Here is a 21,863-nt window from a genome sequence, read left to right on the forward strand (position 1 = left end):
GAATCGACGCCATGTCCGACCGCCAGACAGCTCTCGCCAGCCGCCCGCCGCGCAGTGGTGCCCGCAAGCGGCCGCCCTCGCGGTCGCAGCGACGCTCCGGTGGGAAGTGGCGGCGCGGCAAGGTGATCGCCGTTCTCGCGATCCTGTCGGCGGTGCCGCTGGTCTTCCACCGCTACGTGCCGAACTCGATCGGTAACCTGGGCAGCCTTCTCGACACCTTCCTGCCCTGGGTGGGCCTCGCGGTGCCGGTGCTCGCGGTCGCCGCGCTCGTACGGCGGTCGGCCACGGCTGGTGTCGCGCTGCTGGTGCCGGCGGTCGTCTGGGGGTTGATGTTCGGGCACCTGCTGATCCCGAACGGGTCGAGCGGCGGGCCGCACGACCTGCGGGTGCTGTCGCACAACGTCGACGCGGCGAACCCGGACCCGGAGAAGACCGCCGCGGACCTGCTCGCCGCGGACGCGGACGTGATCGCGCTGGAGGAGATCACGTCGGCGGACCTGAAGATCTACAAGCGCGAGTTCGCGAAGCAGTACCCGCACGTGGTGTCGCGGGGGACGGTCGCGCTGTGGTCGAAGTACCCGGTGGAGGAGGGGAAGGCCGTCGACGTCGGCTTCTCCTGGACGCGTGCCCTGCGGGCCGAGGTCAGTACGCCGGAGGGGAAGGTCGCGTTCTACGTGGCGCACCTGGCGTCGGTGCGGGTGGGGACGAGCGGGTTCACGTCCAACCAGCGCAACGAGACGATCAAGCAGCTCGCGCAGCAGATCGCTGCCGAGAAGCGGGCCGGGGTTGTGGTGATGGGTGACTTCAACGGTACGGCGAACGACCGGAGCCTGGCGCCGATCACCGCTGGTCTGCGGTCGGCGCAGGGCGCGGCGGGGCAGGGCTTCGGGTTCACGTGGCCGGCGAAGTTCCCGATGGCGCGGATCGACCACATCATGGTGCGCGGGGTGACGCCGACGAAGGCGTGGGTGATGGAGCCGACGGGGAGCGATCACCGGCCTGTTGTTGCCGAACTGACGATCTAAGCCTCAGCGATCCCGTGCCGGTACGCGTAGCGGACCGCCTCCGCCCGGTGCCGGGCCCCGATCTTCGCGAACGTGTTGTTGATGTGCGTCTTCACCGTCGCCTCCCCGATGAACAGCAACGCCGCGATCTCCGGATTGCTCAACCCCTGCGCGATCAACCGCAGCACCTCGGTCTCCCGCGCCGTCAGCCCGTCCTTCGCCTCGGTACTCGGCTGTAGCCCCGCCACCAGCCGCCGCGAAACCTCCGCATCGAACGTCGCCTGACCGGCAGCCGTCGCCCGCAACGCCGCCCCGATCTCCACCCGCCCCGCGTCCTTCGTCAGATACCCCCGCGCCCCCGCCTTCAACGCCCGAGCGATCGACGCGTCATCGGCGTACGTGGTCAGCACCAGCACCGCCACCTCCGGATGCTCAGCAGATATCCGCGCGGTCGCCACCACCCCGTCGATGACCGGCATCTTCAAATCCATCAACACAACATCCACACCCCCACCCCTCACCAGCTCAACCGCCTCACCCCCATGAGCAGCCGCCCCCACAACCTCCACCCCGTCCAGCAGCCCAAGCAAAGCCACCAACCCCTCCCGAACCACCTGCTGATCATCAGCCACCACCACCCGCACCACCTCACTCATCCGCAACCTCCGCCACCACAACCCACTCCCCATCCACGATTCCCGCACTGAGAGTCCCACCCACCAACGCCACCCGCTCCCGCATCCCCGCCAGCCCGTAGCCGACAGCGGCGGAGTGCACGCTGCCTCCACCAGCTCCGTCCCCGTCCGGCCCAGATGCGGCTTCGCCACCCTCGGGCCCACTCCGCCTTCCTTCCGGCCGGAGCGGTCTCAGCCCGTGCGGTCTGTCCGGCCGCATGCCAGCCGAGCTCAGCCGGGGTTGGGTGAGTGGGTTGCGGATCTCCAAGCGGACTCCGGTGGGGTGATAGGTGAGGTGCGCCTCGACTGGTTGGCCGGGGGCGTGGCGGGCTGCGTTGGTGAGGGACTCGCGGGCTGCGCCGAGGAGGGCTACTACTACGCCGGGGGCAAGCGGTCGTGCGGCGCCGGTGGTGGTGAAGTGGGCGGGGGCTGTGTGGTCTTCGGTGTGGTGGGTGGTGAGGGTGCTCAGGGCGTCCACCAGAGCGGGGACCTGGTCCTGGCGGAGGGTGGCGACGGCGTTGCGGGCTTCGGTGAGGCCCTGGACGGCCAGGCGGCGGGAGTGGCGGATGCGGTCCAGGGCTGCTTCGGAGTCGTGTTTCTCGGAGAGGAGGGCCTCGGCCAGTTCGAGCTGGACGCTGAGGGCGCCGAGGGAGTGAGCCAGTACGTCGTGGAGCTCGCGGGCGATGCGGGTGCGTTCGTCGAGGGCGGCGGCGCGGGCGTGTTCGCGTTGGGCCAGCCTGGTCTGGTCGAGCAGTGCGCTGGTCTGCTGGTTGCGCAGCTCGTCGTGGCGGCGGTTGAGGCCGAAGAGGATCAGGACGGCGGTCCACAGGAGCTGGCTGAGGAACCAGCTGCTGGTGCGGTCGAAGAGCGCGGCTGAAACGGCGTACGCGACCAAGCAGCCGATGCCGACGGCAATGATCGGCTGGTTGCGGCGAAGCTCCGGCGTCCGGGTGAAGGTCATCACGGCGACGTCGGTGACCGGGACCAGGACGAGGATCAGCGCGTTGCTGCCGGGCATCCCGACCACGACCGCGGCGCTCAGCGCGGCGTACGAGAGCAGGCCGAGCGACCAGAGCTCGTGGCGGTGCATCAGGAACGTGCCGGCCAGGAAGCTCAGCAGCGAGACGACGAGGACCGGCCAGGCCCACGACTCGGCGGGGTCCGCGGTGACGAGTACGCCGGCGACGACCGCGGTGATCAGCAGACGCGCGAGGATGCCCGTCCACCCGAGCAAGGGCTGCTTCCTGGTCACCGCGTCTCCTGTCCGAGGGTGTGCCGACGCTATCCCGGGTGGCGCCGCGCATGAGACCAGCCGCGGGTGGATATTGGGGTGGAGAAACGCCCGGGCCCGTCCCAGCGGGATTGTGGTTGAGAGCAGGAGTAACGTTCCTCACCGGTAACAGCACTGTGTGTCACACGGACGAAGCGGAGGCCGGATGCTCACGTTGGAATCGGTCCTGAGGCTGGACGCCCAGGCGATCGACTACATCATCATCGCGTTGTACTTCGTCTTCGTGCTCGGCATCGGGTACCTGGCCAAACGCGCCGTCTCGAACTCCCTCGACTTCTTCCTGTCCGGCCGGTCGCTGCCGGCCTGGGTGACCGGCCTGGCCTTCATCTCGGCCAACCTCGGCGCGATCGAGATCATGGGCATGTCCGCCAACGGCGCGCAGTACGGGATGCCGACGGTGCACTACTTCTGGATCGGCGCGATCCCGGCGATGCTGTTCCTCGGTGTCGTGATGATGCCGTTCTACTACGGCTCGAAGGTGCGCAGCGTTCCCGAGTTCATGCTGCGCCGGTTCGGCAAGCCGGCGCACCTGGTGAACGCGATCAGCTTCGCGGTCGCCCAGGTGCTGATCGCGGGCGTGAACCTGTTCCTGCTGGCCACCATCGTGAACGTGCTGCTCGGCTGGCCGATCTGGGTCTCCACGATCGTCGCCGCGGTCATCGTGCTCAGCTACATCACACTCGGCGGTCTGTCCGCGGCGATCTACAACGAGGTGCTGCAGTTCTTCGTGATCGTGGCCGCGCTGCTGCCGCTGACGATCGTCGGCCTGCACAAGGTCGGCGGCTGGCAGGGCCTGGTCGACAAGGTCACCGCCGCACCCAACGCGGGCGCCGAGCAGATGAGCGCCTGGCCCGGTAACCAGCTGAGCGGCTTCGACAACAGCTTCCTGTCGGTGATCGGCCTGGTCTTCGGTCTCGGCTTCGTGCTGTCGTTCGGCTACTGGACGACGAACTTCGTCGAGGTCCAGCGCGCGATGGCCAGCAAGAACATGTCGGCGGCCCGGCGGACCCCGATCATCGGCTCGTTCCCGAAGATGTTCATCCCGTTCATCGTGATCATCCCCGGCATCATCGCCGCGGTCGCCGTACCGGAACTGCAGGCGCTGAAGGGCGGCAGCGGCGGCGGCGAGGTCACCTACAACGACGCGTTGCTGCTGCTGATGCGCGACCTGCTGCCGAACGGCATGCTCGGCCTGGCGATCACCGGTCTGCTGGCCTCGTTCATGGCCGGTATGGCGGCCAACCTGAGCTCGTTCAACACCGTCATGACGTACGACCTGCTCGAGCGGTACGTGATCAGGGGCCGCAGCGACGACTTCTACCTGCGGACCGGCCGCTGGGTGACGGTGGCCGGCACGCTGATCGCGGTCGGTACGGCGGCGATCGCCTCCGGCTACAGCAACCTGATGGACTACCTGCAGCAGCTGTTCTCGTTCTTCAACGCGCCGCTGTTCGCGACGTTCATCCTCGGTATGTTCTGGAAGCGGATGACGGCCACGGCCGGTTGGGTCGGCCTGGTCAGCGGTACGGCGACCGCCGTGCTGGTCTTCGTCCTGTCCGAGAACGGCGTGATCAACCTGCCGGGTCAGGGGGCCAGCTTCGTCGGGGCCGGGGCGGCGTTCGTGGTCGACATCCTGCTCAGCGTCGTGATCAGCCTGATGACCAGGCCGAAGGCCGACGAGGAGCTGAAGGGGCTGGTGTACTCGCTGACCCCGAAGGAGGACCGGACCGAGACCGCCCAGGAGGGCGACCACGGCTGGTACCGCAAGCCGACTCTGCTCGCCGGGATCTCGCTGGCGATGGTCGTCGTCCTGAACATCGTCTTCGGCTGACCCGGAAAGGAACGAGGAGATGGCAGACAAGCAGAAGGCCGGAGCGTTCGACATCCGGGTGGTGATCGCGGCGCTGATCGGCGTGTACGGCGTGGTGCTGACGATCCTGGGGATCATCGCCGACCCGGCCGAGGTGGACAAGGCCGACGGGCTGAACATCAACCTGTGGGGCGGGATCGGGATGCTCGTCTTCGCGGCGCTGTTCGTGGCGTGGTCGCGGCTGCGGCCGATCGCCGTACCGGTGGAGTCGCCGCAGGAGTCGCCCGCGGAGTAGCAGTGACCTCCGGCGCCAACGGTCGTTTAACAGACCACTAGCGCCGGTGGTCCTTTGCGGTGGGACGCCGGCATCGCCCCCGTTCCACCGCGAAGGACCACGTATGCCTGCTGCAGCTCCGTTGTCCCGCCGGGCCTTCCTGGCCCGGATCGGTGTGCTCGGCGCGGCGCTGGGTGGAGGCGGGCTGCTGGCCCGCGGCCTCCTCGCGCCGGCCGACGCCGCCACCGGTAACCCGCTCCTGCCGCCCGCGGTCGACCTGATCCGGCCGGTGCTGGCCGAGCTCGCCCGCGACACCCTGAACGGCCTGACCGTCTTCGCGATGCCCGGCCCGGACGCCTACTCCCGCACCCAGGGCACCCCGAGCGGTACGCCGGGCGCGATGGAGTCCGGGGCCACCGACTTCATGATCGAGGCCCTGGACAACTTCGTCCCGTTCCCGGACGCGATCGCGCAACCGATCTCGGCCGCGCTGGTCACCGGGCTCGCCGACAGCGGCATCGCACTGCCCGGCCTGGAGCTGCTCCCGCCCGAGCTGCGGCAGCTGGACCGCGCGCTGGCGTCGTACCTGCAGAGCCACGAGGCGATCCCGCTGTCGTTCCCGATCGCCGGCCTGCTGAACCTGATGGCGACCCAGGTCAACCCGCTGGCGGTGAGCGGCGTGCACCTGTCGCCGTTCGCCCGGCTCACGTACGCCGAGAAGGCGGCCGCGTTCGCGCTGATCGAGAAGACCGACTCCGACCTGGTCGCGCTGCTCGACGTGCACTTCCCCGAGCCGCTGAAGGAGTCGGTGTCGGGGCTGCTCAAGTTCGTCGGCGGCGCGCTGATCGAGTTCGCCACCTTCGGTGCGTACGGCGAGCACGCCGTACTGGACAAGACCACCAAGACCCTGCGCGCGCGGCCGGTCGGCTGGACCCTCGCGGGCTACCAGCCGAACGGGCCGGTCGAGGGCTGGGACGACTTCATCGGCTACTACCAGGGACGCAAAGAGGTGCACGACTGATGCGCGACGTGATCGTGATCGGAGCCGGCGGTGGCGGCCCGGTGGTCGCCAAGGAGCTGGCCGCGAAGGGGCTCGACGTGCTGGTCCTCGAGGCCGGTCCGCGGCACGCGAAGCCGCGCGAGGAGTGGAGCACGTTCGAGGAGGACGCGAACAACCCGCTGTCGGGGTACTTCCGGCTCGGCCCGACCGACCGGTCGAAGCCCGCCTGGTACCGGGAGTGGCCGCAGAACTCGTTCGTCTGGCAGCTGTCCGGCGTCGGTGGCACCACGCAGCACTTCTACGGCAACTACCCGCGCGCGTACCCGGGCGTCTTCCGAGGATACGACGGTGCCGACCGCAACGAGTACGACGTGAAGCACCGCTTCCCGTTCACGTACGCCGAGCTGGTGCCGTACTTCGAGTGGGTCGAGGCCACGATGCCGGTGATGACGGCGGCGATGGGCACCAAGGAGCAGGTGTTCTTCAAGGGCGCCGAGACGCTCGGGCTGCCGGTGCAGACCACGAAGACCACGCACCGGCCGTCGTACCGGCCGCAGGAGAACGCGATCCTGCAGCCGGGCGGGACGGCCGGCAAGACGTCCGACAAGAACCTGCTCAACTACCCGCAGGCGACCGGCTGCACCTTCTGCGGCTACTGCTTCCAGGGCTGCATGCGACCGAACGGTGCCCCGCGCAGCCAGTTCGCGAAGCGGTCGACGGACAACTCGTACGTGCCGATGGCGCTGACGGCGAACGTGTGGGCGCGCGGCGGGAAGCCGGTCGAGCTGATCGCGGACGCCTATGTGACGCGGGTGCACAGCGAGCGGCGCAACGGCGTACTGACTGCGACCGGGGTGACGTGGCGGGACAACGTGTCCGGTGACGAGCACCGCGAGGACGCGCGCGTCGTCGTGATGGCCGGCGGCTGCACCGAGAACCCGCGGCTGTGGTTCAACAGCGGGCTGCCGAACCAGAACGGCTGGGTCGGCCGCGGCTACACCGACCACTTCTTCGACTGGATGATCGGCTCGTTCGACGACTACACCGGCAACCCGAAGGGCGTCGGGTCGAGCGCGCGGCTGGACTACCCGGGGTACGGCGGGCTGGAGAACGTCGGGCTGCCGCCGGCGCTGAACGCGTTCTCCGGGGCGCTGTCGGACAGCGGGATCCGCGGCCACTACAAGAACGGGCGCGGGGCGACCGGGCCGTGGGACGGGCCGGCCGGGCGGGTGATGGGTCCGGAGATGAAGGAGCTGATGGCCGGCGGGCTGGACCGGCTGCTGACCGTGCTGGTGATCACCGACGACGACGTCGAGGCGCAGAACCGGGTCACGCTGTCGGCGCTGCCGGCCGACGAGAACGGGCCGATCCCGAAGGTCACCTTCAAGCAGCGCAAGCGGACCCGGCGGACAATGCGCAACCGGGAGTTCATGGCCCGGAAGGCGGCCGAGCTCCTGCGCGGCGCGGGCGCGAAGAAGGTGTACCGGATCGACTGGGCGCCGCTGATCCTGCACGTCCAGTCGTCGATGCGGATGGGGGAGTCGGAGGAGAACTCGGTGCTCGACGCGCGCGGTGAGGCGCGGGCGGTGAAGCGGCTGTTCGTCGCCGACAACTCCGCGCTGGCCAACGGGCTCGGCGGGCCGAACCCGACGCTGACCAGCCAGGCCGTGGCGACGCGGACGGCGGAGAAGATCTTCCAGACGTACTTCGACGGGGACCCGTGGGTGCGTTCGGAGGCGCCGGTGGTGTCTACCGATCCGCGGATCAGCGTCCGGCTGGGGCAGCTCGGGTTGTAGCGCGTGTCCGTTTCGCGAACATCGGCGTCCGGGCGGGTCCTGCCGTCCGGACGCCGGGGTTCCTAGGCTCGGAGTACCCCGACGAGGAGGACTTCGAGATGACTGTGACGACTGACCTGCCGACGCTGGCTTCGCAGTACGCGACCGACGGCTTCGTGCTCGTGAAAGGCCTGCTCAGCAAGGAGGAGGCGGCGGCGTACCGGGAACGCAGCCACGCCCTGCTGGCCCAGCTGAACCGCAACGACGACCCGACCTGGAAGTCGGCGATGGGCCTGTCCGACGGCGCCACCCGGCTGCAGCACCTGCACGACGCGCAGTTCTACGACGCGGCGTTCTCGCGGCTGCTGGTGGACCCGCGGTTCACCGACGTGGCCGCCGCGGTGATGGGCGTGGACAACGTGCAGCTGCACCACACGAAGCTGTTCGTGAAGCCGCCGGAGAACGGCTCGCCGTTCCCGCTGCACCAGGACCACCCGTTCTTCCCGCACACCTACCACCGGGTCGGTGCCGCGATCTTCCACTTCGACGACGCGCCGGAGGAGAAGGGCTGCGTGCGGGTGATCCCGGGCAGCCACCTGGAGGGGCCGCGCGAGCACGACCCGGAGGGGTCGTTCCACCTGCCCGACGTACCGTTCGAGTCGGCGGTGCCGCAGCCGGCCGAGGCGGGCGACGTGCTGTTCTTCACGTACCTGACCGTGCACGGGTCGGGCGTGAACGTGAGCGACGAGGCGCGGACGACCTGGCTGGTGCAGTACCGCGACGCGGGCGACCCGCCGTCGGTGAAGACCCACGACCACTCGCTCGGTCAGGGCATGATGCTGAAAGGGGTCGACCCGACCGGTAGGAGTGGTGCTTGAGCCTGGCGTCCGTAGCCGCGGCTGATCGCTTCGTCGACCTCGCGGGACTGCTCGAGTCCTGCGAGGTCGACGGCTTTCGCGCGGACTTCGTGAGCTGGGGGCACTACCGGCCGGACTACTGGCGCAACTACTGGCACAGCCACTCCTTCCACGAGGTCTGCCTGGCGTACGCCGGGGAGGGGCGCTTCAACCTGGGCGCTGACGAGTACGCCGTGTCGCCGGGAACCGTGTTCATCGCCCGGCCCGGTGACACGCACGAGATCGAGTCGAGTCGGGTGGACCCGCTGGGGATCGCCTTCTGGGGCTTCACCTTCCGGCCGGTCCCTGCTGGGCCCGCCGCCTTCCCCGCCCCGCCCGCCGGGCGGGCCGGGGGTGCAGTGGGGTGGTGGTCGGGGCTGACCCGGCCCGACGGTCCTGTGGTCTCCACTCGAACAGGTGGTCTGGCTGCGACTGTCGAGCGGCTTGCTGCTGAGGCTGCTGCGCCTCAGTCCGGCTACCAGGCGTCGCTGGCTGCGCTCGGCTCGGCTCTGGTGCTCGACACCGCCCGGGCGTTCGCGCTGGACGACGACCTCGCCGTTGAGGCCGCTCGCACGGGGTCCCGCGACCGGGTGGTGGTGGACGCCATGCAGCGGTTGCTGCTCGACAACCTGGCCCGGCCGATCACCGTGCGGGAGGTGGCGGCCGCCGTACACCTGTCCGAGCGGCACGCCGAGCGGCTCTTCCGCTCGGTCACCGGCGACTCTCTGATGGCCACGCTTCGCCGCCTCCGGCTGGAGCTCGCCGCACAGCTCCTGCTCGACCCCTCCTACACGGTGACCCAGGTGGCCCACGCGGCCGGCTACTCCGACGTCCGGCCGTTCTCGACGGCCTTCCGGCGCCAGTACGCGACTACGCCGACCGGCTACCGGCGTACGGGCGGTACGACGTTCGTCAGGTGACTCGGCTCGTGTGAGCGACCGGCTGGCGCCAGAGCCCGACGACTGCGACCAGTCCGGCCAGCACCGGCAGCAGGCCGAGCAGGCCGTGCAGCAGCGGGACGATCGTCGAGTAGCCCTCGCCGCCGATGCTGACGTCGGTCAGCGCGATCAGCGCGCCGAGCGCGAAGAACGTCGTACCGACCCAGCGGGCCGAGCGCTTGCCGCGGCTGACGCCGGCCAGGGTCCACACCCACCCGACGATGCCGAGCACGCCGACGGCGACCAGGTAGGCGCTGATCGCGGTCCGGTCCTTGGCGACCTCCGAGGCCGGCCAGTCCGGGTACGCGGAGCGGACGTGGTCGCCGATCACGTCCACGGTGGCCAGGTCGATCAGCGGTGCGACGGTCGCGACCACGGTCAGGACGAGCCCGCCGGTCAGGACCTTCTGGGTGTTCACGGTGAATCCTCCTCATTCTTACGATGTAAGATTAAGCGTAAACTTACGCCGTAAGAACTTTCAAGTCGAGGAGGTTTCCGTGGCGGGTCGCCGAGCGCCGGGGCAGCGGGTCGGGCTGACGCGGGAGGCGGTGCTGCGGGCGGCCGTCGTACTGGCTGACCGGGAGGGGCTGAAGGCCCTGTCGATGCGGCGGCTCGGTGCCGAGCTGGGCGTGGAGGCGATGACCCTGTACCACCACGTGCCGAACAAGGACGCTCTGCTGGACGGTCTGGTCGAGCAGCTCGTCACACCGCTCACGCCACCAGACTTCAAGGAATCGTGGCAGCAGGGCCTGCGCTCGTACGCTGTCGACCTGCGCGCCGCGCTGCTCGCCCACCCCAACCTGGTTCCACTGATCGCCTCCCGGCCGGCTGTCACCGGTCAGAACCTCCAGGTCATGGAGACGGCGCTGCAAGGACTAGGAGCCGCCGGGCTGAAACCTGCTCGAGCACTGGACGTCCTGTACGCCGTGACCGGCTTCGTCGTCGGCCAGGTCGTGACGGCCTCCGACGGCGACCCGGTCGACCACCTGTCCGGTCTCGACGCCGGTGACTACCCGCTGCTCGCCGAGGCGGCAGCCGCCGGAGCTGACCGGGATGCGGACAGGCGTTTCACGTTCGCGCTCGACGCCCTGATCAAAGGACTCGACGCGGGGCGCTAGTATGGGGGTATGCGAGTGAGCCTGCTCCTTAGTTAGCCGTACTGGCAGATCCAGGTCAGTACGGCATCCCCTCCTGTGCGAGGGGCTTTTTCATGTCTGGGATGCCTTTCTGGCACATTTGGGCTCAACCATCACGAAAGAATGCGGGAGTAGGACCGTGAGCGAGCAGGTGGACGACACTCCGATCGACCGGGGCGGCTACGACTTCAACGCCATGCAGGCCAAGTGGCGGCCGGTGTGGGAGAAGCTGGACCCGTTCAAGGCCAAGGACGACGGCTCGGCCGAGCGGCGCTACGCGCTCACGATGTTCTCCTACCCGTCGGGCGACCTGCACATGGGTCACGGCGAGGTCTTCGCGCTGCACGACGTCCTGGCCCGGTACTGGTTCCAGCAGGGCTACGACGTGATGAACCCGATCGGCTGGGACTCCTTCGGGCTGCCCGCCGAGAACGCGGCGATCAAGCGCAACGAGCACCCGGCGACGTACACCTACGCCAACATCGAGACCCAGGCCGAGTCGATCCGCCGCTACGCGCTGAGCTTCGACTGGTCGCGCCGGCTGCACACGTCCGACCCGGAGTACTACAAGTGGACGCAGTGGCTGTTCCTGCAGTTCTTCGAGCGTGACCTGGCCTACCGCAAGGCGTCGTACGTCAACTGGTGCCCGCACGACCAGACCGTGCTGGCCAACGAGCAGGTCGTCCAGGGCCGCTGCGAGCGCTGCGGCCACGAGGTCACCAAGCGCGAGCTGACCCAGTGGTACTTCAAGACCACGGCGTACGCCCAGCGGCTGCTGGACGACATGGACCAGCTGCAGTGGCCCGAAGAGATCCTGCTGATGCAGCGGAACTGGATCGGCCGCTCGGAGGGCGCGTTCGCGTCGTTCCAGGTCGAGGGCCGCGACGAGCCGATCAAGGTCTTCACGACCCGGCCGGACACGCTGTTCGGCGCCACCTTCATGGTGGTCGCGCCGGACGCAAAGCTGGCCGAGGAGCTGGTCACGCCGGAGCAGCGCGAGGCGTTCGACGAGTACCTGAAGGCGGTCAAGGCCTCCACCGAGATCGAGCGGCTGAGCACCGAGCGCGAGAAGACCGGCGTCTTCCTGGGCTCGTACGCCGTCAACCCGGTCACCGGTGAGCGGATCCAGATCTGGGCCGCCGACTACGTGCTGGCCGACTACGGCACCGGCGCGATCATGGCGGTGCCCGGCCAGGACACCCGCGACTGGGAGTTCGCCGAGAAGTTCGGCCTGCCGATCGTGCGGACCGTGCAGCCCGAGGAGGGCTTCGACGGCAAGGCGTACACCGGTGAGGGCCCGGCGATCAACAGCGCCAACGCCGAGATCAGCCTGGACGGGCTGCCGATCGACGAGGCGAAGACCAAGGTCATCGACTGGCTGCAGGACAAGCAGCTGGGCGAGCGCACGATCAACTACCGGCTGCGCGATTGGCTGCTGAGCCGCCAGCGGTACTGGGGTGCCCCGATCCCGATCATCCACTGCCCCTCGTGCGGTGAGGTCCCGGTGCCCGAGGACCAGCTGCCGGTCGAGCTGCCGGACCTGCGCGGCGCGGCGCTGCAGCCCAAGGGTGTCTCGCCGCTGGCGTCGGTCCGCGAGTGGGTCGAGGTCGCCTGCCCGAAGTGCGGCGGCGACGCTGAGCGCGACACCGACACGATGGACACGTTCGTCGACTCGTCCTGGTACTTCCTGCGCTACTGCTCGCCGGGCTACACCGAGGGTGCCTTCGACCGCGACGCCGTCGACCGGTGGATGCCGACGTACCAGTACGTCGGTGGCAAGGAGCACGCCGTCCTGCACCTGCTGTACGCGCGCTTCTTCACCAAGGCGCTGCACGACATGGGCCTGCTGAACGCCACCGAGCCCTTCACCCGGCTGCTGAACCAGGGCCAGGTGATCAACGAGGGCAAGGCGATGAGCAAGTCGCTGGGCAACGGCGTGAACCTGGGCGACCAGCTGGACGAGTTCGGCGTCGACGCGATCCGGCTGACGATGGTCTTCGCCGGCCCGCCGGACGACGACATCGACTGGGCCGACCTGTCGCCCGGCGGTTCGCTGCGCTTCCTGCAGCGCGCGTGGCGGCTGGCCGGTTCGGTGGAGTCCGCTGTAGGTGTTGATTTCTCGGCCGGCGACTTGGCGCTGCGGAAGCTGACGCACCGGACGGTGGCCGACGCGAGCGAGCTGATCGACTCGTACCGGTTCAACGTGATGGTCGCGCGCGTGATGGAGCTGGTGAACGCGACGCGCAAGGCGATCGACTCCGGGCCCGGCGCGGCCGACCCGGCGGTGCGCGAGGCGACCGAGGCCGTGGCGATCCTGCTGAGCCTGGTCGCGCCGTACACGGCCGAGGACATGTGGGAGAACCTGGGCCACCAGCCGACGGTCGCCAAGGCCGGCTGGCCGACGGTCGACCCGGCGCTGCTGGTCGAGGACTCGGTCACCTGCGTCGTCCAGATCGCCGGCAAGGTGAAGGACCGGCTGGAGGTCGCCCCCGACATCAGCGAGGCCGACCTGGAGAAGCTGGCCCTGGACTCCGAGGCCGTGCAGAAGGCCCTGGACGGCCGCGGGGTGCGCAAGGTGATCGTGCGCGCGCCGAAGCTGGTCAACATCGTCCCGGCCTGATGCGCTCGGAGCTGATCGACGTACGGACCGGTACTGGTGAGGTCGTCTTCGACCTCACCAGCCGGTGCGAGGCGTTCGTCGCGGGCGCGGGTGACGGGCTGCTGCATGTCTTCGTGCCGCATGCGACGGCCGGCGTGGCTGTTCTGGAGACCGGCGCGGGAAGCGACACCGACCTGCTCGCCGTACTGGAGGAGCTGCTCCCGCGCGACTTCCGCTGGCAGCACCGGCACGGGTCGTTCGGCCACGGCCGGGACCACGTGCTGCCGGCGCTGATCGCGCCGTACGCGTCGATCCCGGTGCTCGACGGCCGGCTGATGCTCGGCACCTGGCAGTCGATCTGCCTGGTCGACACCAACGTCGACAATCCGCAACGCCAGGTCCGGCTTTCCTGGCTGCCGTCGTGAATCACTTCCGCTGATTGTTTGTCGGCCGGTTTTTGCTGACGTATCGCGATGTTGCCGGACGTGTTACCTCGGCGAAACACGTCTTCGCTTGAATATCCGCATGGCAGCCCTTAACTCCCTGCTCAGCGCGGGCACCGAGCTGATCGAACGCGCGACGCGGAACATCTGCGCGGGGAGCGTTCTGAACGCCGACGAGGGCCGCGCGGTCACGTCGGCCCGGCTGACGGAGTGGACCGAGGTGCTTTCGCTGTACGCCGAGGAAAAGCCGGTGCGGGTCAGCGCGTGAATCCGGATTTCTGCTCGCTCAGTTGATGATTGGATTTCCTGCCGAGTAATGTCCTGAGTTCGTCCGCTCGAGGATCGGCCTGTCGTTCGTAGAGCATCAGCGCACGATTCCACGCGATGAGCGCCGACTCCTTGCCCCCGCTCGCAGCGCAAACCTTGCCAAGAACCTGGAGCAGCGGCGCCTCGCGGTGCTCCAGCGGATGACGGATCGCGATCTCGACACCGGCCCGCAGCGACGCTTCGGCGGCCGCCAGGTCGCCGGTCTCCAGCAACGAGGAGCCGAGCTCCTGGAGGGCGTCCGCTTCGATCACCTCGGCGCCGAGCTCCTTGGCTCGCTCAGCCGCCTGTCGCAGGATCGCGATCGCCTCGTCGTGCTGGCCGGACTTGCGCAGGAACTCTCCGATCACAGTGAGAAAGACCGCCCTCGTCCCGGGCGCGGTGCGCTCCGGCATCAGCGCTACGGCGTGCGAGTTGAGTTCGTGTTGCCGGTCGAGGTCGCCGAGCAGGCCGGCCACGCCACCGAGCACGATGCTGCCGCCGACTTCGAACCGCTCCAGCCCTTCGCTGTGGACGATGGCGAGTCCTTCGTCGGCGCACGCGAGCGCTTCCGTGAGCTGCCCGAGATTCGCGAGGCCCTGCCCGAGATCGATCAGGCAAACCGCGACATCTTTTGGAGTACCCAGCCGGCGAGCGATCGGGAGTGCCTGCTTCAGCAGGTCGACTGCCTGTTCCGAGAGCCCGAGACTTCCGGTCACGTGGCCGGCTTGGTAGAGCCTGCCGATCTGCATCGAGGCAGGCAGCTCGACGTCGATCGTGCTGACCGCGTTCAGTGCTGCGAAGGCATCGGCGAAGCGCTGGAGATTGGCCGCGAGCCGCGGCATCCCGAGTGCCAGTTGGACCGCCGACAGCCGGTCCTCCGCGTCGCCTGCGGCCGCCGTGCGGACGAGCCGATTCAGGTTCGGCAGCTCTGCCTCGAGCCACCTCAACGTGTCGCTGACGTCGTACAGGTCCTCCGCGCCGCCGGACCAACTGATCCCTGTCCGGGACCCGTACTCCTCAGGGCTCCCTGTCAGCTCGCTCCATCGCCAGAGGATCGACCGGTAGCAGTCCAGTTCCCGGCGACGTGCGGCGCTACGGCTCTCGGCTGTGAGCTCTTGCTGTGCGAGGGCGCGTCCGACGTCGCGGACCAGGTCGTGCATTCGGTAGTGATGCGCGCTCGGTGTCTCCAGCAGGTGCACGTCGACCAGTCGTTCCAGGAGGTCTTCTGCATCGTCGACGGAGATCTGCAGAACGTGGGCCGCGACACGGAGCGGGAAGCGAAAGCCGTCGAACGACGCGAGGGCCGGGAAGGCCCGAACAGCGGCGAGATCTGTTCGGCTGCCTTCGTGCTCGAGCGCGGCGAGCGACAGGCGGATGCATCGACTGACCTCCGTCCCGGCGCCGGTGAGGATCTCGTGGCGGCCCTCGTCGTCGGCGAGGCTCGCGGCGAGCGCTGTGAGGCTGGCGGTCTTGGCCAGGCCGCCGACGAGGTGGATCGCCAGCGGCGACCGAGCGCAACGCCGGACGATCTCGGCCGCAGCCTCAGGGGCGGCTGAGACTCGGTCGGCGCCGACGATCTCGGTCAGGAGCGCCGTTGCCTCGTCGTCGTTCAGGACGTCGAGCACGAGGTGTCGAACACCGGGGAGCCCGGTCAACTGCTGGCGACTGGTGATCACGACTGCGGCCCCGGGAGTCCCCGGCATGAGCGGCATCACCTGCTCGACGCTGGCCGCGTCGTCCAGGAAGAGCAGGATCCTGCGTCCGGCCATGGCGGTTCGATAGCGGGCCGCGGTCACCTGCAGGTCATCACCTGGGGCCGCCGGGGCAATGCCGAGCGCGCTGAGGAGTACGTCCAGTGCTTGCGCTGCCGACAAGGGCGCATCGCCAGTGGCTTGAAGATCGAGATGGAGTTGCCCGTCCGGGAAGTGCTCGACGGCGTGGTGAGCCGCCGTGAGTCCCAGAGCCGACTTCCCGACTCCGCCCATCCCACCGATTGCGGTCACGACGATGCTGGGCGCCTGTGCCAGCGGCGCTGTCAACAGTTGGGTGAGGTCGGAGAGGTGACCGGACCGGCCGACGAAATGGTCGACCGGCGGCGGCAATTGACGTGGGACCGAATCCTTGGTGGCTTCACCGGTGCCGGGACGTCTGGCGGCTTCCGTCAACTTGCGGTGATCCTCGGGGCCGAGTTCGAGGGCGGCAGCCAGTCGCTTCAGGGTGTCAGGACGGGGGTACCGTCGCCGACCGCCTTCAAGTGCACCGATTGCCTGGTTGCTGAGACCTGCTTGTTCGGCGAGCGCCTCCTGGGTCATCCCGGAGACTTTGCGGAAGTGGCGCAGCAGATCGGCCAGGGCGGAGGGGGCCGGCATGCGGGAATCGTACGGCGCGTTGGTTTGTCGTCCAGGCTTCGCGCTCCGAAGAAATGCCTCGTCCGGTGGTGGAAGGAACTTGTACGGTGCCGGGATGTTGCTTCCGCGGGCTGCTTCCGGTGTGGCGATCGGTGCGTTGCTGGACGGGCTCGAGGCGGTGGAGTGCCACTCGTTGATGGTGGTGCACCGCGGGGAGGTCGTGGCCGAGGGGTGGTGGGCGCCGTACTCGGCTGATCGGTTGCAGCTGCTCTACTCGTTGACGAAGACGTTCACGGCGATGGCGGTGGGGATGGTGGTCGACGAGGGGCTGCTGTCGCTCGACGACCGGGTGGTCGACGTACTGCCTGAGCATGTGCCGGACGGTTTGTCCGAGCAGGGGCGTGGGCTGACTGTGCATCACCTGCTGACGATGACGACCGGGCAGGCGGTGGACAGCCTGGAGGAGGCGTGGCAGCTGGAGCCGGGGGATCTGGTGAAGGGGTTCCTGCGGGTGCCGTTCGCCGGGCCGTCGGGGGAGCGGCACGTGTACGACAACTCGACCACGTTCGTGCTGGCGCGGATGGTGGAGCGGGTGACCGGGCTCGGGTTGCCGGAGCTGCTCGACCAGCGGCTGTTCCGGCCGATGGGGATCGAGGACGTGGAGTGGGACCGGGTGGCCAGTGGGGCTGCGTTCGGGTTCCACGGGCTGCATCTGACGACCGAGGCGGTGGCGGCTGTTGGGGAGTTGCTGCTGCGGGGTGGGCGGTGGGGGGATCAGCAGCTGGTGCCTCGGTGGTGGGTGGAGCTTGCTACGCAGCGGCATGTCGAGACGCTGCCGTTGCCGGGGTGGACGGAGAACCCGGACTTCCAGAGCGGGTACGGGTACCAGGTCTGGATCTCTCGGCACGGGTTCTTCGGGCATGGGGCTTGGGGGCAGTACTGCGTGGTGGTGCCTTCGCATGAGCTGGTGGTCGTGGTGACTGGGGTAGCTGAGGCGACGGATGTGCTGCCGGGGGTGTTGTGGGAGCGGTTGCTGCCGGTGCTGGGCGGCGACGAACCGGGGGTCGATCTGGATCTTCAGGCCGGCGACCCCGAATCGCGAGGCGATCTGGATCTTGAGGCTGGCGTCGCGCTCGCTGAGCGGCTGCGGCGGCTGACTCTTCCGCTGCCGGCAGGTTCGGCGGAGCCGGGGCGGTCCGCCAAGGCGAGCATCGTCGCGAGCGAATCCTCGGCGCTGCCTGTCGGGACTGCGGTGGTCGTGGACCCGGTGGACGGCGGGTGGATCGTGCGGCTCGGCTTCGACGTCGCCGTCGGCCATGGTGACTGGCGGGAGAGCGCGCCGCTCGGCCGTCCGGTGGTCGCGGCCGGCGCCTGGCAGGGCGACACCTTCGTCGCCGATCTGTACGTGATCACCACCCCGCACCGGGTCCGCCTGGTGGTCGAAGCCGGTACGGCGACCGCAACCTGGAACGCAGTACCACTCACGGGACCGAATCTCGAGCTGCACCTTCGGGCACCGTTGATGACCCGGCCCGACGTCGCCTGAGCGCCGATTGCCGTTGGGTGCGGTGCGGATGACCGGATCCTGGCCGGTTCGCGTCCCGTTCCGCGGTCACGTGACGTGCGGTCACCGGGGCCCGGTCACGTATCTTGTGCTGTGGCGGAATGAGGCTCAGAAGGGGTGACGGGCTTTGTCGGACGCGGATGGCCGGGCTGCGGGACGGAGTGGTTTCGCCGATCTCCTGCTCGACTCGAGGGTCCGGGCGGGGTTCTCCCAAGAAGAGCTGGCCGAGGCCGCCGGGCTGAGTGTGCGGACGATCCGCGAGCTGGAGGCCGGGAGGGTCGCGCGGCCCCGGAAGGACTCGGTGCGGTTGCTGGCCTCCGCGCTGGGCCTCGGCGACCCCGAGCCGTTCCTGGTGGCCGCCGGCCACGGCTCAGTCCGCCCGGTGATCGCGGTGGGCGCTCCGGCGCCGACAGGGATGCGCTGGCGCGGGACCAGGCCGATCCCGGACGGACTGGTCGGGCGGGACAAGGAGCTGGCGGAGCTGGCCGACCTGCTGCGGCAGAACCGGCTCGTCACGCTGGTCGGCCCTGGTGGGGTCGGCAAGACCGAGCTGGCGCTGGCTGCCGCTGACAGGTTCTCCGGCGTCGACACCACCGTGGTGGTGGTCGACTTGACGACGGTCCAGCGCGACGCCGCCGTACCGTCGGCCATCCTCGACGCGTTCGGTACGGCGCCTGGTACGTCGGACCTGGACGACGTGCTCTCCGGGCGCCAGCCAGGGGACCTGGTGATCGTGGAGGACAACGCCGAGCACGTGCTCGACGGCGTCGCCACCGTGGCCAACCGGATGGTCCGCAGCTTCCCGGGCGTCGGCGTACTGGTGACGTCGCGGATCCCGCTGGGACTGCCGGACGAGGTGGTGCGGCGCGTCGAGGTGCTCGGCGTACCGCGCAACGACCGGGACTTCGCGGAGATCGCAGCGAGCCCTGCGGTGGAGATGTTCGTACGCCGAGCAGCACGGGTCCGGCCGGACTTCACGCTGACGCCGGAGAACGCAGCAACGGTTGCGAGGCTCTGCCAGCGGCTGGACGGGTTGCCGCTCGCGCTGGAACTTGCTGCGGCCCGTGCCGGGTCGCTGCCGGTGGAGACGATCCTGTCTGCGCTGGACGACCGCTTCCGGTTGCTGTCCGGTCCACGACGCTTCGGAGCGCCGCACCAGCGGACGCTGGCCGACACGATCGCCTGGAGCGTCGACGCGCTGTCGGACGCTGCGCGGCAGCTGCTGTACCGGGCCTCGATGCTGGGCTCGCCGTTCACGCTGGACGCGGTAGTGGGCGTCTGCACCGGGACACCGATCGACCCGCTCGACGTACCGATGCTGCTGGCCGAGCTGGTCGACAAGTCGCTGCTGCAGCCGGTGCTGGAGTTCGAGCAGCTGTACGGCGCCCGCTACAAGATGCTGGAGACGATCCGCGAGCACGCGTACGCCGGGCTGACCTCGCAGGGGACGGACCTGACCGAGTTCCGCGACCGGGCCGTGACGTGGTGCGCGGAGTACGTGAAGGGGCTGGAAGGCGCCTGGTCGAGTCCGGACCGCGAGCGGCGCTACCGGGCGGCCAACGCGAACTCCGCGACGTTCGAGGTGGCGCTGGAGCGTGCGGCCGAGCTGGAGGCGTGGGACACCGCCGCGCAGATCGTGCTGGGCTTCCGGATCGCGTGGCAGTACCAGGCGAGCGTGGCGCAGAGCGGGATCCGCTGGGCGGTCGAGTGCGCCGAGCACGTGGTCGACAAGGAGGTCAGCGGGATGCTGCTGACCATCGCCGGCCGCCTGTCGAACCTGACGGGCGACGTACGGGCTGCTCGGCGGCACTACGGCGAGGCGCGCACGCTGACCTCACCCGAGTCGGAGATGGGACTGGTCGCTCGGGGCGGCTGGGTGTCGTCCGGCTCGCTGCTGCTGGACACTGCGAGCCTGGCGGAGATCCCGGCGCTGGTGGCCGACGCGCGGGCGCACGGGAACGTGCAGCGGTCAGCAACAGTGCAGGCGATCTGCGGGCTGGCGCTGGCGCGCTGGGGACGGTTGCCGGAGGCGAAGGAGTTGCTGCTCGCCTGGGAGGCCGCGCTGGTCAACCCGGGGGTCTACCCGGACGAGATCGCGTACATGGCGCTCAGCCGGGTGTCGCTGGAGCTGGGCGACCTGGCGGAGGCGCGGCGATGGGCGGAGCTGGCACGTGACAGCCAGGCCTCCGACGACCCGGAGCGGACCAAGATCGCCGGGTGCCTGGCGATGGTCGAGTTCGCTGAGGGGCGCTTCGCCGAGGCACAGGCGCTGCTGGACGAGGCCGACGCGGACATCCGCGGGCACCGGGGGTACTTCGACTACCTGGTGATGCTCTACCGGAGCCGGTTGGCTCGGCGTACGGGGGACTTGCCGGCGGCACGCCTGGCGATCCGGGACGCGGTGAGCCGGCTGCAGGTCGAGGGGCGCGTGGTGTACCTGCTCGACGTCTTGCCGGAGGCTGTCGCCGTACTGCATGCTGCTGGGCAGTCTGCGGCGGCTGACCTGCTCTGCGGGCAGCTGCTCGCCTGGCAGCGCACGATGGACCCGCCGATGCTGCCGTCGGCGTGGGCGGTGCTGCAGGAGTCCTGCTCGAGCGCTACGCAGGCGCCTGGGTGGCCTGAGCCAGATCCGGCAGAGGCTGTACGGCGGCTCGCGGACGACGTGCTGCGCGCGCTGTCCTGATGCTGCGCCGCCGCTGACGCTTGGCTGCCTGACTGCCGAAGCTGCCGGGGAACTGCCGGTTGATCTGCCTCGTCCGGCCCGTCCGCGCCGACCAAACTAGTGGGCGTAGGGCAGGTTTCACGAAGACAGAGATCGACGGCCGGACCGGGTGTTCGAGGCAGGAGGTGGACCGTGACGAGGCAACCACGGACCACCGACCAGGCCCAGGAGACCGCGGGACGGGTGGAGGCGACACGGAGCAGGTCCGGCAGTGATCGGTGGGGGCGCCGATCAGCTGTCGTGGGCTCCCGGAGTGCTGCGCCGTGCGGATCTGTCCTACGTAGTACCGGGTGCCGTGCACCGTCAGGGCACCGGACCCGGGGTGGGGCTCCAGCAGCGGCCATGCACACGACACAGGGGACGAGTGCGGGCCCGGCCGGTACGGGACAGCCGTCGAGTTTGGTCACTCGGCGGTGGGACCGGCCGCTGGAGCTCCCCGGGGGGCGCAGTTTCTCACCGAACTGACCGCGAGGGGGAGTCAGTTCACGCGAGGTGGCAGTCGACGGAGGGGTCGACCGCCACCTCGCATCACTGCGTGAGCTTGGACTTGTCGAAGGCGTAGCCGACCATCCAGTGCGGTTGCAGGCGCATGTACGCGATGTCTTCGGCCCAGGTCGACGGCGAGCTGCCGTAGTGCGCGACCAGGTGCTGCTCGATCTCGTCGAAGTCCGGGTGGTCGGTGGTCAGGAACTCGACCTGGCCGTGGCTGAACACCCCGATCCGCTCGCCGTCGACGAACGAGACGCTGGCGGCGGGGCGTTTGCGCAGGTGTCTGGCCTTGGCCGCCGACTCGGCGGTCGTGAAGACCCACCGGGCGTGCAGGAAGTGCCCGTCGACGGCACTGATCCGCGGCTCGCCGGTGGCGGTCACGGTGGCCAGGTTGAGCGTGCACATGCCGGTCAGAGCCTTGGCCAGCTCGTCGGCGGTCATCGTGCGCTCGTCGGTGACGATGGCGCGCAGGTGCTTCGTGGACCGCGCGTGCGCGGCGTCCAGCAGCTCCTGCAGCGCGGTGAGCTCCGCTGTGGTTTCCCTCATTCTTCCCACTCTCGCACCGGGCGCCGACGAAAACTGTCCGGTAACCTC

At 69.3% G+C, this 21,863-nt stretch carries 18 protein-coding genes; 13 read left to right on the forward strand and 5 right to left on the reverse strand.

Features of this window, described 5'->3' with window-relative positions; translation table 11 throughout:
- The first annotated feature begins 11 nt into the window (after positions 1–11).
- Positions 12–1,025 carry an endonuclease/exonuclease/phosphatase family protein gene (locus AB0M01_RS27525; protein WP_363674433.1) on the forward strand — a complete coding sequence of 338 codons (1,014 nt, stop codon included), beginning with the start codon at positions 12–14 and terminating at the stop codon, positions 1,023–1,025.
- Here AB0M01_RS27525 and AB0M01_RS27530 read toward each other — a convergent pair.
- The gene (locus AB0M01_RS27530; protein ID WP_363674434.1) at positions 1,022–1,693 is read right to left on the reverse strand and encodes a response regulator transcription factor; all 672 of its coding nucleotides are present in this window, start codon (positions 1,691–1,693) and stop codon (positions 1,022–1,024) included. The genes AB0M01_RS27525 and AB0M01_RS27530 overlap by 4 nt on opposite strands.
- A complete protein-coding gene (locus AB0M01_RS27535; RefSeq protein ID WP_363674436.1) occupies positions 1,653–2,930 on the reverse strand; it encodes a histidine kinase in 1,278 nt (425 codons plus the stop codon). Before AB0M01_RS27535 ends, AB0M01_RS27530 begins: the two co-directional genes overlap by 41 nt.
- A gap of 184 nt (positions 2,931–3,114) precedes the next feature.
- On the opposite strand from AB0M01_RS27535, the gene AB0M01_RS27540 reads away from it, so the two are divergent.
- The 6 genes from AB0M01_RS27540 (at position 3,115) to AB0M01_RS27565 (ending at position 9,644) form a co-directional block, all read left to right on the forward strand.
- Positions 3,115–4,800, forward strand: coding sequence for a sodium:solute symporter family protein (locus tag AB0M01_RS27540; RefSeq protein ID WP_363674438.1), 1,686 nt, complete (start codon positions 3,115–3,117; stop codon positions 4,798–4,800).
- Between the two features lie 19 nt (positions 4,801–4,819).
- The gene (locus AB0M01_RS27545; protein WP_363674440.1) at positions 4,820–5,074 is read left to right on the forward strand and encodes a hypothetical protein; all 255 of its coding nucleotides are present in this window, start codon (positions 4,820–4,822) and stop codon (positions 5,072–5,074) included.
- 103 nt (positions 5,075–5,177) lie between these two features.
- The gene (locus AB0M01_RS27550) at positions 5,178–6,074 is read left to right on the forward strand and encodes a hypothetical protein (RefSeq protein WP_363674442.1); all 897 of its coding nucleotides are present in this window, start codon (positions 5,178–5,180) and stop codon (positions 6,072–6,074) included.
- Positions 6,074–7,849 carry a GMC family oxidoreductase N-terminal domain-containing protein gene (locus AB0M01_RS27555; RefSeq protein WP_363674444.1) on the forward strand — a complete coding sequence of 592 codons (1,776 nt, stop codon included), beginning with the start codon at positions 6,074–6,076 and terminating at the stop codon, positions 7,847–7,849. The genes AB0M01_RS27550 and AB0M01_RS27555 overlap by 1 nt, the downstream gene beginning before the upstream one ends.
- Positions 7,850–7,947: 98 nt before the next feature.
- Positions 7,948–8,706 carry a phytanoyl-CoA dioxygenase family protein gene (locus tag AB0M01_RS27560; protein ID WP_363674446.1) on the forward strand — a complete coding sequence of 253 codons (759 nt, stop codon included), beginning with the start codon at positions 7,948–7,950 and terminating at the stop codon, positions 8,704–8,706.
- Positions 8,703–9,644, forward strand: a complete 942-nt coding sequence (locus AB0M01_RS27565) for an AraC family transcriptional regulator (protein WP_363674448.1) — start codon at positions 8,703–8,705, stop codon at positions 9,642–9,644. The genes AB0M01_RS27560 and AB0M01_RS27565 overlap by 4 nt, the downstream gene beginning before the upstream one ends.
- Here the strand turns inward: AB0M01_RS27565 and AB0M01_RS27570 are convergent.
- Positions 9,637–10,080 carry a hypothetical protein gene (locus tag AB0M01_RS27570; protein ID WP_363674450.1) on the reverse strand — a complete coding sequence of 148 codons (444 nt, stop codon included), beginning with the start codon at positions 10,078–10,080 and terminating at the stop codon, positions 9,637–9,639. The two genes, AB0M01_RS27565 and AB0M01_RS27570, sit on opposite strands and share 8 nt — an antisense overlap.
- Before the next feature lie 79 nt (positions 10,081–10,159).
- Here AB0M01_RS27570 and AB0M01_RS27575 point away from each other — a divergent pair, with 79 nt between their 5' ends.
- The 4 genes from AB0M01_RS27575 to AB0M01_RS27590 all read left to right on the forward strand — a co-directional run bounded on the left by AB0M01_RS27575 (position 10,160) and on the right by AB0M01_RS27590 (position 14,108).
- On the forward strand, positions 10,160–10,780 hold the full coding sequence (locus tag AB0M01_RS27575; RefSeq protein ID WP_363674452.1) for a TetR/AcrR family transcriptional regulator C-terminal domain-containing protein: 621 nt from the start codon (positions 10,160–10,162) through the stop codon (positions 10,778–10,780).
- 157 nt (positions 10,781–10,937) lie between these two features.
- On the forward strand, positions 10,938–13,418 hold the full coding sequence (gene leuS / locus AB0M01_RS27580; RefSeq protein ID WP_363674454.1) for a leucine--tRNA ligase: 2,481 nt from the start codon (positions 10,938–10,940) through the stop codon (positions 13,416–13,418).
- A complete protein-coding gene (locus AB0M01_RS27585) occupies positions 13,418–13,822 on the forward strand; it encodes a YjbQ family protein (protein ID WP_363674456.1) in 405 nt (134 codons plus the stop codon). Before leuS ends, AB0M01_RS27585 begins: the two co-directional genes overlap by 1 nt.
- A 100-nt stretch (positions 13,823–13,922) precedes the next feature.
- On the forward strand, positions 13,923–14,108 hold the full coding sequence (locus AB0M01_RS27590; protein ID WP_363674458.1) for a hypothetical protein: 186 nt from the start codon (positions 13,923–13,925) through the stop codon (positions 14,106–14,108).
- Here AB0M01_RS27590 and AB0M01_RS27595 read toward each other — a convergent pair.
- Positions 14,098–16,515, reverse strand: coding sequence for a tetratricopeptide repeat protein (locus tag AB0M01_RS27595; protein ID WP_363674460.1), 2,418 nt, complete (start codon positions 16,513–16,515; stop codon positions 14,098–14,100). The genes AB0M01_RS27590 and AB0M01_RS27595 overlap by 11 nt on opposite strands.
- A gap of 94 nt (positions 16,516–16,609) precedes the next feature.
- On the opposite strand from AB0M01_RS27595, the gene AB0M01_RS27600 reads away from it, so the two are divergent.
- Both AB0M01_RS27600 and AB0M01_RS27605 read left to right on the forward strand, forming a co-directional pair.
- Positions 16,610–18,040, forward strand: coding sequence for a serine hydrolase domain-containing protein (locus AB0M01_RS27600; protein ID WP_363674462.1), 1,431 nt, complete (start codon positions 16,610–16,612; stop codon positions 18,038–18,040).
- 145 nt (positions 18,041–18,185) lie between these two features.
- Entirely contained in the window at positions 18,186–20,741 is a 2,556-nt protein-coding gene (locus AB0M01_RS27605) for a helix-turn-helix domain-containing protein (RefSeq protein WP_363674464.1), read from the forward strand.
- 567 nt (positions 20,742–21,308) lie between these two features.
- Here AB0M01_RS27605 and AB0M01_RS27610 read toward each other — a convergent pair.
- Positions 21,309–21,815, reverse strand: coding sequence for a pyridoxamine 5'-phosphate oxidase family protein (locus AB0M01_RS27610; RefSeq protein WP_363674466.1), 507 nt, complete (start codon positions 21,813–21,815; stop codon positions 21,309–21,311).
- Positions 21,816–21,863: the final 48 nt, after the last annotated feature.

The organism is Kribbella sp. NPDC051770 (assembly GCF_040681455.1).
GTDB lineage: Bacteria > Actinomycetota > Actinomycetes > Propionibacteriales > Kribbellaceae > Kribbella.

Excerpts from the sequence above, each read along its gene's own strand:
- AB0M01_RS27525 (WP_363674433.1), top strand. The coding sequence starts at position 12 with ATGTCCGACCGCCAGACAGCTCTCGCCAGCCGCCCGCCGCGCAGTGGT.
- AB0M01_RS27530 (WP_363674434.1), bottom strand. The coding sequence starts at position 1,693 with ATGGGGAGTGGGTTGTGGTGGCGGAGGTTGCGGATGAGTGAGGTGGTG.
- AB0M01_RS27540 (WP_363674438.1), top strand. The coding sequence starts at position 3,115 with ATGCTCACGTTGGAATCGGTCCTGAGGCTGGACGCCCAGGCGATCGAC.
- AB0M01_RS27545 (WP_363674440.1), top strand. The coding sequence starts at position 4,820 with ATGGCAGACAAGCAGAAGGCCGGAGCGTTCGACATCCGGGTGGTGATC.
- AB0M01_RS27550 (WP_363674442.1), top strand. The coding sequence starts at position 5,178 with ATGCCTGCTGCAGCTCCGTTGTCCCGCCGGGCCTTCCTGGCCCGGATC.
- AB0M01_RS27555 (WP_363674444.1), top strand. The coding sequence starts at position 6,074 with ATGCGCGACGTGATCGTGATCGGAGCCGGCGGTGGCGGCCCGGTGGTC.
- AB0M01_RS27560 (WP_363674446.1), top strand. The coding sequence starts at position 7,948 with ATGACTGTGACGACTGACCTGCCGACGCTGGCTTCGCAGTACGCGACC.
- AB0M01_RS27585 (WP_363674456.1), top strand. The coding sequence starts at position 13,418 with ATGCGCTCGGAGCTGATCGACGTACGGACCGGTACTGGTGAGGTCGTC.
- AB0M01_RS27590 (WP_363674458.1), top strand. The coding sequence starts at position 13,923 with ATGGCAGCCCTTAACTCCCTGCTCAGCGCGGGCACCGAGCTGATCGAA.
- AB0M01_RS27595 (WP_363674460.1), bottom strand. The coding sequence starts at position 16,515 with ATGCCGGCCCCCTCCGCCCTGGCCGATCTGCTGCGCCACTTCCGCAAA.
- AB0M01_RS27600 (WP_363674462.1), top strand. The coding sequence starts at position 16,610 with ATGTTGCTTCCGCGGGCTGCTTCCGGTGTGGCGATCGGTGCGTTGCTG.
- AB0M01_RS27610 (WP_363674466.1), bottom strand. The coding sequence starts at position 21,815 with ATGAGGGAAACCACAGCGGAGCTCACCGCGCTGCAGGAGCTGCTGGAC.